This is a genomic window from Streptomyces sp. NPDC047453, from assembly GCF_040643155.1.
Taxonomy (GTDB): Bacteria; Actinomycetota; Actinomycetes; order Streptomycetales; family Streptomycetaceae; genus Streptomyces.
Map to the genome: position 1 here is coordinate 101,944 of NZ_JBEYTS010000012.1, position 15,810 is coordinate 117,753.

At 71.8% G+C, this 15,810-nt stretch carries 10 protein-coding genes and 1 pseudogene; 5 read left to right on the forward strand and 6 right to left on the reverse strand.

Annotated features, from left to right (window positions below; genetic code table 11):
• Nucleotides 1-12: 12 nt before the first annotated feature.
• Nucleotides 13-1,467, reverse strand: coding sequence for a benzaldehyde dehydrogenase (locus ABZ818_RS14130; protein ID WP_361413847.1), 1,455 nt, complete (start codon nt 1,465-1,467; stop codon nt 13-15).
• Between the two features lie 30 nt (nt 1,468-1,497).
• Nucleotides 1,498-3,078: a benzoylformate decarboxylase gene (gene mdlC / locus ABZ818_RS14135; protein ID WP_361413850.1), complete on the reverse strand. Its 1,581-nt coding sequence runs from the start codon at nt 3,076-3,078 to the stop codon at nt 1,498-1,500.
• Nucleotides 3,079-3,172: 94 nt separating this feature from the next.
• Here mdlC and ABZ818_RS14140 point away from each other — a divergent pair.
• The 3 genes and pseudogenes from ABZ818_RS14140 to ABZ818_RS14150 all read left to right on the forward strand — a co-directional run bounded on the left by ABZ818_RS14140 (nt 3,173) and on the right by ABZ818_RS14150 (nt 6,301).
• Nucleotides 3,173-4,070 (forward strand): annotated as a pseudogene (locus ABZ818_RS14140) (LysR family transcriptional regulator).
• A 198-nt stretch (nt 4,071-4,268) separates the two neighbouring features.
• A complete protein-coding gene (gene ctaD, locus ABZ818_RS14145) occupies nt 4,269-5,948 on the forward strand; it encodes a cytochrome c oxidase subunit I (RefSeq protein ID WP_361413853.1) in 1,680 nt (559 codons plus the stop codon).
• The gene (locus tag ABZ818_RS14150; protein ID WP_361413855.1) at nt 5,945-6,301 is read left to right on the forward strand and encodes a cytochrome C oxidase subunit I; all 357 of its coding nucleotides are present in this window, start codon (nt 5,945-5,947) and stop codon (nt 6,299-6,301) included. The genes ctaD and ABZ818_RS14150 overlap by 4 nt, the downstream gene beginning before the upstream one ends.
• 117 nt (nt 6,302-6,418) lie before the next feature.
• On the opposite strand, the gene ABZ818_RS14155 is transcribed toward ABZ818_RS14150, so the two are convergent.
• The 3 genes from ABZ818_RS14155 to ABZ818_RS14165 form a co-directional block, all read right to left on the reverse strand.
• Entirely contained in the window at nt 6,419-6,613 is a 195-nt protein-coding gene (locus tag ABZ818_RS14155) for an antitoxin (RefSeq protein WP_361413858.1), read from the reverse strand.
• Nucleotides 6,614-6,716: 103 nt separating this feature from the next.
• Entirely contained in the window at nt 6,717-7,145 is a 429-nt protein-coding gene (locus tag ABZ818_RS14160) for a hypothetical protein (protein ID WP_361413861.1), read from the reverse strand.
• Nucleotides 7,146-7,235: 90 nt separating this feature from the next.
• The gene (locus tag ABZ818_RS14165; protein ID WP_361413864.1) at nt 7,236-8,771 is read right to left on the reverse strand and encodes an MFS transporter; all 1,536 of its coding nucleotides are present in this window, start codon (nt 8,769-8,771) and stop codon (nt 7,236-7,238) included.
• Between the two features lie 227 nt (nt 8,772-8,998).
• Here ABZ818_RS14165 and pgm point away from each other — a divergent pair, with 227 nt between their 5' ends.
• Nucleotides 8,999-10,639 carry a phosphoglucomutase (alpha-D-glucose-1,6-bisphosphate-dependent) gene (gene pgm / locus ABZ818_RS14170; protein WP_361413867.1) on the forward strand — a complete coding sequence of 547 codons (1,641 nt, stop codon included), beginning with the start codon at nt 8,999-9,001 and terminating at the stop codon, nt 10,637-10,639.
• A 124-nt stretch (nt 10,640-10,763) separates the two neighbouring features.
• Complete coding sequence (locus tag ABZ818_RS14175; RefSeq protein WP_361413870.1) at nt 10,764-14,138, forward strand: pyruvate carboxylase; 3,375 nt, start codon at nt 10,764-10,766, stop codon at nt 14,136-14,138.
• 560 nt (nt 14,139-14,698) lie between these two features.
• On the opposite strand, the gene ABZ818_RS14180 is transcribed toward ABZ818_RS14175, so the two are convergent.
• On the reverse strand, nt 14,699-15,745 hold the full coding sequence (locus ABZ818_RS14180; protein WP_361413873.1) for a LysR family transcriptional regulator: 1,047 nt from the start codon (nt 15,743-15,745) through the stop codon (nt 14,699-14,701).
• Nucleotides 15,746-15,810: the final 65 nt, after the last annotated feature.

Below are 15,810 nucleotides of genomic sequence, written 5' to 3' on the forward strand. Positions count from 1 at the left end.
GGACGGACGGGGTCAGAACGGGTAGTCGGCGATGTCGGGCCGGACGGTGACCCACTGGGTCTCGGTGAAGGCCTCGACGTTGGCGGCGGCGCCCCCGAACCGGGACCCGGTGCCGGAGGCCTTGACCCCGCCGAAGGGGGCGTTGGGCTCGTCGCTGACGGTCTGCTCGTTGATGTGGACCTTGCCGGAGTCGATCCGGTCGGCGAGCTTCATCGCCGTCCCCACGTCGCCGAGGATCCCCACGGACAGCCCGTACTCGCAGTCGTTGACGATCCGCGCGGCCTCCTCCAGCGTCGAGAAGCCGATGACGGGCGCGACGGGCCCGAAGATCTCCTCGCGCCAGGCAGGCATGTCGGTCGTCAGGCCGCTCAGCACGGTGGCCCGGTAGCCCGCGCCGACGATCTCGCCGCCCGCGGCGAGGGTCGCGCCCGCGGCGACGCTGTCGGTGACGATGCCGTGCACCCGCTCGAGCTGGCGCCGGTCGATGATCGGGCCGAGCGCGACGTCCTCGCGGGCCGGGTCGCCGACCGGCAGGGCCGCGGCCTTCGCGGCGAGCGCCGCGGTGTACTCCTCCAGCAGCGACTCGTGGACGATGTGGCGGCCGGTCGTCATGCAGATCTGGCCCTGGTGGAGATAGGAGCCGAACGCGCCGGCGGAGGCCGCCTTCGGCACGTCCGCCCCGGGCAGCACGACCAGCGCGTTGTTCCCGCCCAGCTCTAGGTGGGCCCGCTTGAGCAGGCGTCCGGCCTGCTCGCCGATCGCCCGCCCGACCGGGGTCGAGCCGGTGAAGGAGACCACCCGGACCTCGGGTGCCTCGACCAACGCCCGGCCGACCGAGCCGTCGCCCGGCAGCAGGTGCAGCACCCCGGCCGGCAGGCCCGCCTCCTCGAAGACGCGCGCGATGACGACACCACCGCTCACCGCGGTGCGCGGATCCGGCTTGAGCAGCACCGCGTTGCCCAGGGCGAGCGCCGGTGCCACCGAGCGCAGGCCCAGGATGAGCGGGAAGTTGAAGGGCGCGATGACACTGACGACACCGGCGGGGCGGCGGCGGGAGAGGGACCAGCGGGCGTCCTCGGAGGCGAGCACCTCGCCCTGCGGATGCGTCGGCAGGCCCGCGCACTCGAAGCACTCGCCCACGGCGAGCTGTGCCTCGAATGCCGCCTTGGCCCGTACGGACCCGGCCTCGCGCACCAGCCAGTCCTCGATCTCGGCGGCGTGCTCGGCCAGCAGCTCGCCCGCCCGGCGCAGTACGGCGGCCCGCCGCTGCGGGGAGGTCGCCGCCCAGTCGCGCTGCGCCTCGGCCGCGCGGGCGGACGCACGCCGTACGTCCTCGGCGGTGGCCAGGCCTGCCGTCGCGAGCTGTTCGCCGGTCGCGGGTTCGACGACCGGCTGTTCGCCGGAGGCGTCCCTCCAGCCGTCGCTGAAGAACTTCTTGCCCCAGACGTCGCTGTCCAGGAGTGCCATCGCGTTTCCTCTCTTCTTCTCAGGGGCGGATCAGGACGGGGTGGTGAGCGCGGTGTCCACCTGGAGCAGCCGCGGGTGGTCCGGGCGCTCGGCGAGGGCGGCCCGCAGCTCCTCGGCGTCGCCGACGTGCCGGGCCCGGACGCCGTATCCCTCGGCGATGCGGGTGAAGTCCAGGCCGGGGATGTCCAGGCCGGGGGCGTCCGGCACCCCCAGCAGGCCGCCGAACCAGCGCAGTGCTCCGTACGTGCCGTTGCGCAGCAGTACGACGGTCAGTGGGATGCGGTGCTGGGCGGCCGTCCACAGGGCGGTGATGCCGTAGTTGGCCGAGCCGTCCCCGATGACGCCGACCACCGGCCGGCCGGGCTGCCCCATGGCGACCCCGACCGCGCCGGGCAGCCCGAACCCGAGTCCGCCGGCCGCCGGGAAGTAGTAGGAGCCGGGCCGGCGCAGGTCCATCTGACGCCACCAGGAGGCGTTCGTGGACGTCGACTCGACCACGTAGGCGGTGTCCTCGGGCAGCTCGTCGCGCAGCGCGGCGAAGACCTGCTCGGGGTGCAGCCGGGAACCCTCGCCGGTGGGCGGCTCGGGCGCCGGCCGGAATGCGCCGGCGGGTGCCTCGCGGCCGTCGAGCAGCTTCAGGAGCAGGCCGATGACCGCTCCGGGGTCGGCGACCAGCGCCTCGCCCATCGGCGCCCGCGCGGCGGCGGAGGCGTCCTCGGTCACCTGGATCAGCCGGGTGCCCTCGGGCAGGTACCGGCCGGGGAGGTGCTCGTGGTAGCGGAACACCGGCGCGCCGAGCACCAGGACCAGGTCGTGGCCCTCGAACGCCTCGCTGACCGGCGCGATCCCGGCGGGCAGTACCCCGCGGAAGAGGGGGTGCCGGTTGGGGAAGGGCAGCCGGAACTGCGAGGGGGCCGCCCACACCGGGCCGCCCAGGCGCTCGGCCAGCCGGACGGCGTCGTCGAACAGGCCGGCAGAGTCTATGTCCCCGCCCAGCACCAGCGCGGGCCGCCGGGCGGAGGCGACCTGCTCGACCAGCCGGCGGCCCTGCTCCCCGTCGGGGACGGCAGCGCGGCCGACCCGACGGTCGAGGACCGCCAGGGCGTTGTCGCCGGCGTCGGCCGCCCAGTCGTCGTAGGGGACGGACAGGTACGTCGGACGCCGCTGGAGCTGCGCCTCGAAGACGGCCTGCGCGAGGGCGCGCGGCACGTCCTGGGCGCACGCCGGCTCGGCCGCCCAGCCGACGAGCGGCCGCATCAGCGCCGGGGCGTCCACGTTGGACAGGTTGGCCTCCGGACCGACGGCAGAGCGCACCTGCTGGCCGGCGACGATCACGAGCGGGGTGCGGGAGGCCACGGCGTTCGTCAGCGCGCCCATCGCGTTCCCGGAGCCGGATGCCGCGTGCAGATTGACCAGGACGGGCCGGCCGGTCGCCTGCGCGTACCCGTCGGCCATGCCGACGACGGCGCCCTCGTGCAGGCCCAGGACGTAGCGGAAGCCGGCGGGGAGTTCGGCGAGGAAGGGCAGCTCGTTGGAGCCGGGGTTGCCGAACACGGTGGTGAGGCCCTGGCGCTCCAGGAACTCGTGGGAGAGGCGGCGTACGGAAGGCACAGACGTTCCTTTCGGAGTGACGCACGCCACGCTAGGGAAGCGCCGACATGAGCACCAATAAATCTTTTACCTTCGCGATATAGAGTCCTTCGATATGAGGACCTTCGACCTCAACCTCGCCCGCGTCTTCGTGCTGCTGTACGAGACCGGCAGCGTCACGGTCACCGCCGACACGCTCCACGTCACCCAGCCCACCGTCAGCTACAGCCTGGGCAAGCTGCGCCGGCACTTCGGCGACGAGCTGTTCCGGCGCACCGGGCGCGGACTGACGCCGACCGCCGGCGCCCGCCGGCTGTACGAGCCGTTGCAGCGGGCCCTGGCCGACATCGACAGCACGGTCCGCCAGGCCGACGTCTTCGATCCGGGGGCCATGTCCGGGCGGTTCACTGTGGCCCTGTCCGACCTGGGCGAGGTGACCCTGCTGCCGCGTCTGCTGGCCGCGGCCCGCGAGCGGGCGACCGGGGTGTCCTTCACCGTGCGACCGCTGGACGTCGACGAGGCGGAGCACCCCGGTGCTGACCTCCCACCGGACCGTGCGGATCCCGCTCTTCCACGAGCGCTACGTCGGCATGGTCGCCGCCGACCACCCCCGCGTGCGGGGCGAGTCGGTCACCCTGGCCGAGCTCGCGGCCGAATCCCACGCCACCGTCTTCGGCCCCAGCGGGCACGTCGTCCCGCGTGCCGTGCTCGCCGCGCACGGGCTGCTGGACCGGGTGGTGGTGGACGCCACCCGCTTCTCGATGCTGCCGTACCTGCTGGAGCAGACCGACCTGATCGCCATCGTCCCCGAGTACGTCGGCGAGGTCTTCGCCTCCTCCCACCAACTGCGCATGGTCCGGCTCCCGTTCGACACCGAGCCGATCGAGGTGGCGTTGTACGCCCGGCACGAGTCCTCGCGCAGCCCCTCCCAGCGGTGGCTGGTGCAGTTCATGTCCGAGGTCCTGGGGGAGCGGGTGAGCCCGGCCCAACTGCCCCCATCCGCCGCCCCGTAGGCCGCGCCGCGCGCCGTGCCCGCCATCAGCGTGAGACGCGTAGGCCAACCGGGTGCAATGCGCCGGGTGTTACTCCGTCTCAGCGACGGCTGCCTCCGCTTCGGAGGCGGCAGGCGGAAGGATGGAGGGCGGGCCCTGCGGGACACCGCGTGGACCTTCACGTATCCATCTCCTGAGAGAAAGCGTGTCACGGGCCGCATGACAGACGTCCAGCACACCACGCGGGAAACCGCCGCTCCCCGTCGTCACCTGCGGCCCGGTGCCGTGGTGGTGAAGTGGGCGACGACGACCGATCACAAGACGATCGGTTCGCTGTATCTGATCACTTCCTTCATGTTCTTCCTGATCGGCGGCATCATGGCGCTGCTGATGCGCGCCGAGCTGGCCCGGCCGGGCCTGCAACTGCTGACGAACGAACAGTTCAACCAGATGTTCACGATGCACGGCACGATCATGCTGCTGATGTTCGCGACGCCGCTGTTCGCCGGGTTCACGAACTGGATCATGCCGCTGCAGATCGGCGCCCCGGACGTGGCCTTCCCTCGGCTGAACATGTTCGCCTACTGGCTGTACCTGTTCGGCTCGCTGATCGCGGTCGCAGGCTTCCTCACCCCGCAGGGCGCCGCCGACTTCGGCTGGTTCGCCTACGCCCCGCTGAACGACGTCATCCACACGCCGGGCCTGGGCGGGGACCTGTGGATCCTCGGCCTGGGCATGTCCGGCTTCGGCACCATCCTCGGCTCGGTCAACTTCATCACCACGATCATCTGCATGCGCGCCCCGGGCATGACCATGTTCCGCATGCCGATCTTCACCTGGAACGTGCTGCTCACCAGCGTCCTGGTGCTGCTGGCCTTCCCGGTCCTGGCGGCCGCGCTGCTCAGCCTGGAGGTGGACCGCAAGTGGGGTGCCCACGTCTTCGAGGCGGCCAACGGCGGTTCGCTGCTGTGGCAGCACCTGTTCTGGTTCTTCGGGCATCCCGAGGTGTACATCATCGCGTTGCCGTTCTTCGGCATCGTCAGTGAGATCATCCCGGTCTTCTCCCGCAAGCCGATCTTCGGCTACATGGGCCTGGTCGGCGCGACGATCTCGATCGCGGGCCTGTCGGTGACGGTGTGGGCACACCACATGTTCGTCACCGGTGGTGTGCTGCTGCCGTTCTTCGCCTTCATGACCTTCCTGATCGCGGTCCCGACCGGTGTGAAGTTCTTCAACTGGATCGGCACCATGTGGAACGGCTCGCTGTCGTTCGAGACGCCGATGCTGTGGTCGACCGGCTTCCTGATCACCTTCCTCTTCGGTGGTCTGACCGGTGTCATCCTGGCCTCGCCGCCACTGGACTTCGAGGTCTCCGACAGCTACTTCGTGGTGGCGCACTTCCACTATGTCGTCTTCGGCACGGTGGTCTTCGCGATGTTCGCCGGCTTCCACTTCTGGTGGCCCAAGTGGACCGGCAAGATGCTCGACGAGCGCTTGGGGAAGATGACCTTCTGGACGTTGTTCGTCGGCTTCCACACCACGTTCCTGGTGCAGCACTGGCTGGGCGCGGAGGGCATGCCGCGCCGGTACGCCGACTATCTCGCCGCCGATGGCTTCACGACACTCAACGAGGTCTCCAGCATCGGGTCGTTCCTGCTGGGGCTGTCGATGCTGCCGTTCTTCTACAACGTCTGGAAGACGGCCAAGTACGGCCAGAAGGTCGAGACCGACGACCCGTGGGGCTACGGCCGCTCCCTGGAGTGGGCGACCTCCTGCCCGCCGCCGCGGCACAACTTCGTCACCCTGCCCGTGATCCGCAGCGAGTCCCCGGCCTTCGACCTGCACCACCCGGAGGTCTCGGTCACGGACAAGCGCGAGAACCTGGGCCTGCCCGGATGACCGACGCGGCGAAACGCCCGGACGGGCCCGCCGGACTGGTCGAGCAGGTCGAGGGCTATCTGCTGTGGCAGGCCCGTGTCGCCGAGGCCGAGGAGCGGGCCCGTTCCTTCACCGAGCCCATGCAGTGGCTGACCACGGCGCAGCGCGAGGAGATCGAGGAGCACTACGTCTCCGACTGCCTGCTGCGGGCCCGGGCGGACCTCCAGCGGGTCGCCGAGCGGTGCCGGGCGCTGCGCGGCGAGTACGAGGAGCGCTACCGCCAGTTGCGGGCACGGTGCTTCGCGTTCGTCCTCACCGCCCTCGCGGTGCTCGCCGGGGCCGCGGTCCTGGCCCTGGCCCTCGTGCGGCCCTGAGACCACGGATCCGTCCCGCCGGGCCTGCGCCCAACGGACTCGGGCCGCCCTCCTCGCGGGGGCGGCCCGAAGTCGTTGAGCCAGCCCACCGGGCCGGCGGTCGTGATCACGGGAGCGTCACTGCGGCGGCTGGTCCTGGCCCGTGTCCGGCCGGCCGAGCTGCTCCTTGAGCTTGTCCTGACCGGTGTCGACCTGGCTCCGGTACTTTCCCTGGGTCCGCTCGTCGACGTAGTCACCGGCTTTGTCGATGCCCTTGCCGGCCTGCTCCTCGTGACCTTTCAGCAGTCCCTTGAGCTTGTCCAGCATGCTCATCGCATACTCCTTAACGCCGTGGTTCCTCTCAGGATGGCCGACGGCGACAGGGACCGCATCCGCAACCGGAAGGGGGATCACCTGCGGAAACGCCGGTTCCGGGTCAGCGTGCGCACACGTTCTCGGCCGGTGGTACGCCGTCGAGCAGTCGGCGGCCGTCCCGCTCGGTGATGTGCCAGGCCGTGCACACGGAGTCGCCCTGCGCGGAGCGCAGCAGCAGGAAGTCGTGGCCGTCGCGGTGCTCCACCCGGGCCTGCAGCCGGGGGGCGTGCTCTCCCAGCCGGTCCAGGTAGTCGGCGGCGTAGCCGTCGGAGACGGTGTCCTCGTCGAACAGGGTCTGGAAGCCGTCCGCGTCCCGGTCGGCGGCGGCCTTCTGGACTCTGTCGGCCAGCGCGGCCACGTTCGGCGCGCCGGGCGGGGCTTCCGTCGCGATCGAATAGCACACAAAGCCCAGCCAGGTGCCGAGACCAACGATCAGCGCGATCACCGCGAGACGCGACTTGCTCGAACGCTTCGGGCGACCTTCCGGCACTGCTCTTCCTCCCGCCATGCCCTGTGTAGGGGACCACTCTCCCATGGCGGACGACCGGGGTGAGCACGAGGCCGGGGCACGGACGGGTCCCTAGGCTCCGGACGTGTTCCGGGCGGCTCGGTACAGGGCCTGCGTGGTGGCGAGCAGTTCGCGCCGCTCCCGCGCGGAACCCACCATCGGCCGGGAGCCGCTGAGCGGCACCTGCGCGCTCTCCGGCAGGAACCTCACGGTCACCAGGCCGATCGCGCCGGCCAGCATGAGGTAGAAGGCGGGCATCATGTCGTTGCCGGTGGCGTCGACCAGGGCCGCGGTCACCAGCGGGGTGGTGCCGCCGAACGCGGCCACGGCGAAGTTGAAGCCGATGCCCATGGCCGCGTAGCGCACCGCGGTCGGGAAGAGCGCGGGCAGGGTGGCGGCGCTCGGCGCGGCGAAGCAGGCCAGCAGGGTGGACAGGATCAGTACGCCGCAGATCGGCGCCCAGGTCCCCTCCGCCTTGATCAGCAGGAACGAGGGGACGGCGAGGACGATCATCGCGGCGGCCGCGACCGCGTAGACCGGGCGGCGCCCGACGTGGTCGCTGAGTCGGCCGATGAAGGTGATCAGCAGCGCGATCCACACCATGCCCAGCAGCACCAACAGGTCGGCGGAGCTGCTGGAGCGGTGCAGGGTCTCGGTCTGGTAGGTGGGCAGGTAGCCGGTGACCATGTAGTTGGTGACGTTGTAGAGCAGCACCAGGCCCATGCAGATCAGCAGGGCGCCCCAGTGGTTCTTGACGATGGCCCGCAGCTCGCTGCCCGCCGACTTCTGGGCCAGGCTCCGCTCGTGCTCGTCCAGCTGTTGCTGGAAGGCGGGCGACTCCTCCAGCCGGAGCCGCATGTACAGGCCGATCACGCCGAGGGGACCGGCGATCAGGAACGGGACCCGCCAGCCCCAGGAGATCATCTGGGCGTCGGTGAGGAGCAGGTTCAGCGCGGTGACCAGGGCGGAGCCCAGCGCGTAGCCGACGAAGGTGCCGAAGTCGAGCCAGCTGGAGAGGAAACCGCGGCGGCGGTCGGGGGAGTACTCGGCGACGAAGGTGGTGGCGCCGCCGTACTCGCCGCCGGTGGAGAAGCCCTGGACCATGCGGGCGAGCAGCAGGAGGACCGGGGCGGCGATGCCGATGGTTCCGTAGCCGGGGATCAGGCCGATGGCGAACGTGCCCACCGCCATCATGATCATCGTGGTGGCGAGCACCTTCTGCCGGCCGATCCGGTCCCCGAGCGGACCGAACACCAGGCCGCCCAGCGGTCGCACCACGAACGCCGCGGCGAAGGTCGCGAAGGAGGAGATCACCTGGGCGCCCGGCGAGGCACCGGGGAAGAAGACCTTCCCGATGGTGGCGGCGAGGTAGCTGTAGACGCCGAAGTCGAACCACTCCATGCAGTTGCCCAGGGCGGAGGCGCCGACCGCACGCCTGAGCAGTGGCGGCTCGACGATCTGCACGTCCTCCTCGCGCAGCGCGCGCTTGGCGCGCCGCAGCCGGCGGGTCAGCTCCTGGCGGACCTGCCGCGGCAGCCGCGCGGCGGCCTCCCGCGGCCCGGACGGGCCGGAGGAACCGGCCTGCCCGCCGGGTGTCACGTTCACCACCGCGTCACCTTGCCCCTTTTGTGCGTATGTACGAGGTATTGGCATTCTGCGGAGAATTGGCTCCGGGTGCGTGTGGAGCGGCTGCCCCGAACGGCGTTCTTCACGCTTGCGGCCATCGGCCCGTGATCCGGGACCGGCGCGAGCCCGAGTCGCGCCCCGCGCACGGGGGAAGATGACATCGCGAGCGGACAGCGGACGCACGAGCGACGCGGAGGAGCGTGGGTGCCATGCAGCACGAGCGAGCGGGCAAGCCGGCCGGACCCGAGGACCTGATCGACGTCGCCCGGCTGGTGACGGCGTACTACACACTGCACCCCGACCCGGCCGAGGCGGGACAGCGCGTGGCCTTCGGAACCTCAGGGCACCGCGGATCGTCACTGGCGACCGCGTTCAACGAGGACCACATCGCCGCGACCAGCCAGGCCATCTGCGAGTACCGCGCACGGCAGGGCACCGACGGCCCCCTCTTCCTGGGCGCGGACACCCACGCCCTCTCCGAGCCCGCGCGGATCACCGCGCTGGAGGTCTTCGCCGCCAACGACGTCACCGTCCTCATCGACACGGCGGACGGCTACACCCCCACCCCGGCCGTCTCCCACGCGATCCTGGCGCACAACCGCTCCCGCACCACGGGCCCCGCCGACGGTGTCGTCGTGACCCCGTCGCACAACCCGCCCGGCGACGGCGGTTTCAAGTACAACCCGCCCAGCGGCGGCCCGGCGGGCTCGGAGGCGACCTCCTGGATCCAGGACCGGGCCAACGAGATCATCGCGGGCGGCCTCAAGGACGTACGGCGCGTCCCGTACACGCGCGCGCTGGCGGCGCCCGGCACCGGCCGTCATGACTTCCTCGGCGCCTACGTCACCGATCTGCCGAGCGTGCTCGACCTCGACGCGATCCGGGACGCCGGCGTGCGGATCGGCGCCGACCCGCTGGGCGGAGCCTCCGTCGCCTACTGGGGCCGGATCGCCGAGCAGCACCGCCTCGACCTGACCGTGGTCAATCCGCTCACCGACCCCACCTGGCGCTTCATGACGCTGGACTGGGACGGCAAGATCCGTATGGACTGCTCCTCGCCGTACGCGATGGCCTCGCTCATCGGGCAGCGCGACCGCTTCCGGATCGCCACGGGCAACGACGCCGACGCCGACCGGCACGGCATCGTCACCCCGGACGCCGGGCTGATGAACCCCAACCACTACCTCGCCGTGGCCATCTCCTATCTCTACGCCCACCGCACCCGGTGGCCCGGAGAGGCGGGCGTGGGCAAGACACTGGTCTCCTCCGGCATGATCGACCGGGTCGCCGCCGACCTCGGCCGCCGGCTGGTCGAAGTGCCCGTGGGCTTCAAGTGGTTCGTGGACGGGCTGATCGACTCCTCGCTCGGCTTCGGCGGCGAGGAGTCCGCCGGAGCGTCGTTCCTGCGCCGGGACGGCTCGGTGTGGACCACCGACAAGGACGGCATCGTCCTGGCCCTGCTCGCCTCCGAGATCACCGCCGTCACCGACCGGACGCCGTCCCAGCACTACGCGGAACTCACCGCCCGCTTCGGCGAACCCGCCTACGCCCGCGTCGACGCGCCGGCCTCCCGCGAGGAGAAGGCCCGCCTGGCCAAGCTGTCCCCGGCCCAGGTCACCGCCGACACCCTCGCCGGGGAGCCGGTCACCGCCGTCCTCACCGAAGCGCCCGGCAACGGCGCGCCCATCGGCGGCATCAAGGTGACCACCGAGAACGCCTGGTTCGCGGCCCGCCCCTCGGGCACCGAGGACGTCTACAAGATCTACGCCGAGTCGTTCCGCGGCCCCGACCACCTCTCCCAGGTCCAGGAGGAGGCCGAACGCGTCGTCCACGCGGCACTCGGCGGGTGACGACGGCACCACGACAGCGGCGGGAGCGCGGGAGACAATCGGGATGAGTGGCCCGGCTCACATGGCATGACGAGGGCATGCCCGACACCATGGTCCTTTCACCGGCAGGCCGAAGGGATAGAGCATGTTCCGCAAGGTGCTGGTCGCCAACCGCGGCGAGATCGCGATCCGCGCGTTCCGCGCCGGCTACGAACTGGGCGCGCGAACCGTGGCCGTCTTCCCGTACGAGGACCGCAATTCGCTGCACCGGCTGAAAGCCGACGAGGCCTACCAGATCGGCCAGCCGGGGCACCCGGTCCGCGCCTACCTCTCCGTCGAGGAGATCGTCCGCGCGGCACGCCGGGCGGGCGCGGACGCCGTCTACCCCGGCTACGGGTTCCTGTCCGAGAACCCCGAACTCGCCCGCGCCTGCCAGGAGTCGGGCATCACCTTCGTCGGACCGGACGCCGGTACGCTGGAACTGACGGGGAACAAGGCCCGCGCGGTGGCGGCCGCCCGCGCCGCCGGAGTGCCGGTGCTCGGTTCCTCCGCGCCCTCCACCGACGTCGACGAACTGGTCCGCGCCGCCGAGGACATCGGCTTCCCCCTCTTCGTCAAGGCGGTCGCGGGCGGGGGAGGGCGCGGCATGCGCCGGGTGGAGGACCCCGCCGCGCTGCGCGAGTCCATCGAGGCGGCGTCCCGGGAGGCGGCGTCCGCGTTCGGCGACTCCACCGTCTTCCTGGAGAAGGCCGTCGTCGACCCCCGCCACATCGAGGTGCAGATCCTCGCCGACGGCCAGGGCGACGTCATCCACCTGTTCGAGCGCGACTGCTCGCTCCAGCGCCGCCACCAGAAGGTCATCGAACTCGCCCCCGCGCCGAACCTCGACCCCGCGCTGCGCGAGCGCATCTGCGCCGACGCGGTCCGCTTCGCCCGGGAGATCGGATACCGCAACGCGGGCACCGTGGAGTTCCTGCTCGACCGCGACGGCAACCACGTCTTCATCGAGATGAACCCGCGCATCCAGGTCGAGCACACGGTGACCGAGGAGGTCACCGACGTCGACCTGGTCCAGGCCCAGCTCCGTATCGCCGCCGGCGAGACCCTGGCCGACCTCGGACTCTCCCAGGACACCATCACCCTGCGCGGCGCCGCCCTGCAGTGCCGGATCACCACCGAGGACCCGGCCAACGGCTTCCGCCCGGACACCGGCCGCATCAGCGCCTACCGCTCCCCGGGCGGCTCCGGCATCCGCCTCGATGGCGGAACCACCCACGCGGGTACCGAGATCAGCGCGCACTTCGACTCGATGCTCGTCAAACTCACCTGCCGCGGACGGGACTTCAAGGCTGCGATCGGCCGGGCCCGGCGCGCCGTGGCCGAGTTCCGCATCCGCGGGGTCGCCACGAACATCCCGTTCCTCCAGGCCGTACTGGACGATCCCGACTTCCAGGCCGGGCGGGTCACGACGTCGTTCATCGAACAGCGCCCGCACCTGCTGACCGCGCGCTCCTCCGCCGACCGCGGCACCAAGCTGCTCACCTACCTCGCCGACGTCACCGTGAACAAGCCCCACGGCGAACGGCCCGAGGTGATCGACCCCGTCACCAAGCTGCCGCCGCTGCCCGCGGGCGAGCCGCCCGCCGGCTCCCGGCAGAAGCTCGTCGAACTCGGCCCGGACGGCTTCGCCCGCCTCCTGCGCGAGTCGCCGACCATCGGCGTCACCGACACCACCTTCCGTGACGCGCACCAGTCGCTGCTCGCCACCCGGGTGCGCACCAAGGACCTCCTCGCCGCCGCCCCGGTCGTGGCGCGGACCCTGCCCCAGCTGCTGTCCCTGGAGTGCTGGGGCGGCGCCACCTACGACGTCGCCCTGCGCTTCCTCGCCGAGGACCCCTGGGAGCGCCTGGCCGCGCTGCGCGAGGCGGTGCCCAACATCTGCCTCCAGATGCTGCTGCGCGGCCGCAACACCGTGGGCTACACCCCGTACCCGACCGAAGTGACCGACGCCTTCGTCCAGGAGGCCGCCGCCACCGGCATCGACATCTTCCGCGTCTTCGACGCCCTGAACGACGTCGGCCAGATGCGGCCGGCCATCGACGCCGTACGCGAGACCGGGACGGCGGTCGCCGAGGTCGCCCTGTGCTACACGGGGGACCTGTCCGACCCCTCCGAGCGCCTGTACACCCTGGACTACTACCTGCGCCTGGCCGAGCAGATCGTGGCCGCCGGAGCGCACGTCCTGGCCGTGAAGGACATGGCCGGGCTGCTGCGGGCGCCCGCCGCGGCCAGGCTCGTCTCGGCGCTGCGCCGCGAGTTCGACCTGCCGGTCCACCTGCACACCCATGACACCGCCGGCGGTCAGCTCGCCACCTACCTCGCCGCCGTCCAGGCGGGCGCCGACGCCGTGGACGGCGCGGTCGCCTCCATGGCCGGCACCACCTCCCAGCCGTCGCTGTCGGCGATCGTCGCCGCCACCGACCACTCCGACCGGCCCACCGGCCTGGACCTGAAGGCGGTCGGCGACCTGGAGCCGTACTGGGAGAGCGTCCGTAAGATCTACGCCCCGTTCGAGGCGGGACTGGCCTCGCCGACCGGACGCGTCTACCACCACGAGATCCCCGGCGGTCAGCTGTCCAACCTGCGCACCCAGGCGGTCGCGCTCGGTCTCGGCGACCGCTTCGAGGACATCGAGGCGATGTACGCCGCCGCCGACCGCATCCTGGGCCGCCTGGTCAAGGTCACCCCCTCGTCCAAGGTGGTCGGCGACCTCGCCCTGCACCTGGTCGGCGCCGGTGTGGCGCCGGAGGACTTCGAGGCGGCACCGGACCGGTTCGACATCCCCGACTCCGTGATCGGCTTCCTGCGCGGTGAGCTGGGCACCCCGCCCGGCGGCTGGCCGGAGCCGTTCCGCACCAAGGCGCTCAACGGCCGCGCGGACGCCAGGCCCGTCACCGAACTCACCGCCGAGGACCACGCCGGCCTGGAGAAGTCCCGCCGCGCTACGCTCAACCGGCTGCTCTTCCCCGGTCCGACACGGGACTTCGAGGCCCACCGCCAGGCCTACGGCGACACCAGCGTGCTGGACAGCAAGGACTTCTTCTACGGCCTGCGCCCTGCCGACGAGTACGCCGTAGACCTCGAGCCCGGCGTACGGCTCCTCATCGAGCTCCAGGCCATCGGCGAGGCGGACGAACGCGGTATGCGCACGGTGATGTCCACGCTGAACGGCCAACTGCGCCCGATCCAGGTGCGCGACGCCGCGGCGGCCTCCGACATCCCCGTGACCGAGAAGGCCGACCGGGCCAACCCCGGCCATGTGGCGGCACCGTTCGCCGGTGTGGTGACCCTCGCGGTCGCCGAGGGCGACGAGGTGGCGGCCGGTGCGACCGTCGCCACCATCGAGGCGATGAAGATGGAGGCCGCCATCACGGCCCCCAGGGCGGGCCGGGTGACCAGGCTGGCCATCAACCGCATCCAGCAGGTGGAGGGCGGCGACCTGCTCGTCGAGGTCGGCTGATCCGACCCGCCGCGGCAGGCGTGGCACGGCGCACCACCGGCCCTACCGGTGGTGCGCCGTCCGGTTCCCGCGCCCCGAGCCCGAGCGGAAGGCCCACTGACCGGAGCCGGGTGGTGTCGGGCGTTGGCTGCTGGGTGCCGTGTGCCTGGATCGGCGCTGGGTGGCGGTCAGCGTGGGTGGTTGTGCACCGGGCGTTCGGACCGGCGCTGGGCGGCGTCGAGCGCTGGTGGCTGGGTGCCGTGTGCCTGGATCGGCGCTGGGGGGCTGAGTACCGGGTGTCCGGATCGGCACCTTGACGGCGTCGCGCGGGTGGCTGAGCCCCGCGTGCCCGGACCAAGCGCCCGGACCGTGTGCCCGGGTCCGCGTCGGTCGTTCGTCGTGCCGGGATCGTCTACGGGCCGAGCGTTACCGGTCGTTTGTGCCGGAGGGTGTCCGTGCGGGCGGCTGTGCGACGCGTCCGGACCGGCACCTTGTCGTCGGCGTCGTGCGGGTGGCCGAACTCCGCGTGCCCGGGCCCTGCGGCCGGGTCGGCGAGCGCGCGCTTGCCGTGCCGGGATCGTCTACGGGCCGACCGTTACCGGTCGTCTGCGTCGGAGGGTGTCCGTGTGGGCGTCCGTGCGGGGCGGCTGCGCGACGCGGGCGGACTGGGGGCGTGGCGTGCCGTGCGGGTGAGCGGTGGTGCCGGAACGGGCGAGCCACTCCTGGTAGGCCGGCGCCTGATGGGCCGCCTCCCAGTAGGCCTCCTCCAACTCGACGTAAACATAGTCGAGTTCGTCCTCGGTGCGGGCTGCCAGCAGGAGACGTACCCCTATCGGGTCACCCTCCAGGGGCCGGATGGCGAGTTCGGCGCGCGGGCGCGCGGTGGGCTGACTGACCGTCACCACCTCGCCGGTGGCGGCCAGTGAGTAGGCGGTGAGGTAGTCGCCGTGCAGCATGTCGGCGTCGAGCCCCGCCTCGCGCAGCACGCGGCACAGGGCGTCCCATTCACCGTCCACCGTGGAGTCCACCATCCAGCGCTCGCCCGCGAGGTCGGCGAGCCGCACCTCGGGCAGCGCGGCGGCCGGATGGTCGGCGGCGAGGGAGACGAACTGCGGTTCGCGCTCGACCAGTACGCGCAGACAGAGCCCGGGCGGGATGCGGAGCGGGCTGCCCTCGACCTCGTGCACGAAGGCCATGTCCAGCCGCCCCGCGGCGACCAGGCGCAGCAGGCAGTTCGCGGAGGCGTCCATCTGGAGGGTGGGTTCGGTCCGCGGCACGCGGGTGCGCAGCCGGCGTAGCCAGCCCGGCAGGGCCCGGCTCGCGGTGGCGCCGATACGCAGCCGTGCGCCGCCGGCGGCCCGGGCCGCGGCCGCCCGCGCCTCGGTGACGATGGCGGCGAGTTCGGCGACGAGGGGTCTGGCCCGGCTCAGTACCGCGTGTCCCAGCGGTGTGGGGCGGCAGCCCGCACGGGTGCGCAGGAAGAGCTGGCCGCCGAGCGCGTGCTCGATGCGGCGCAGCTGGGTGCTCAACGAAGGCTGCGTCATGCCGAGTTGCCGAGCCGCTTGGTGCAGACTGCCGTGGTCGGCGATGGCGCACAGCACACGCAGGTGCCTCACCTCGAACTCCATGGGAGGGAGCGTAGGGGCGCGTGTGACGCCGCACCAGACGTTCAAATCCCAACGGAACCAGCGGA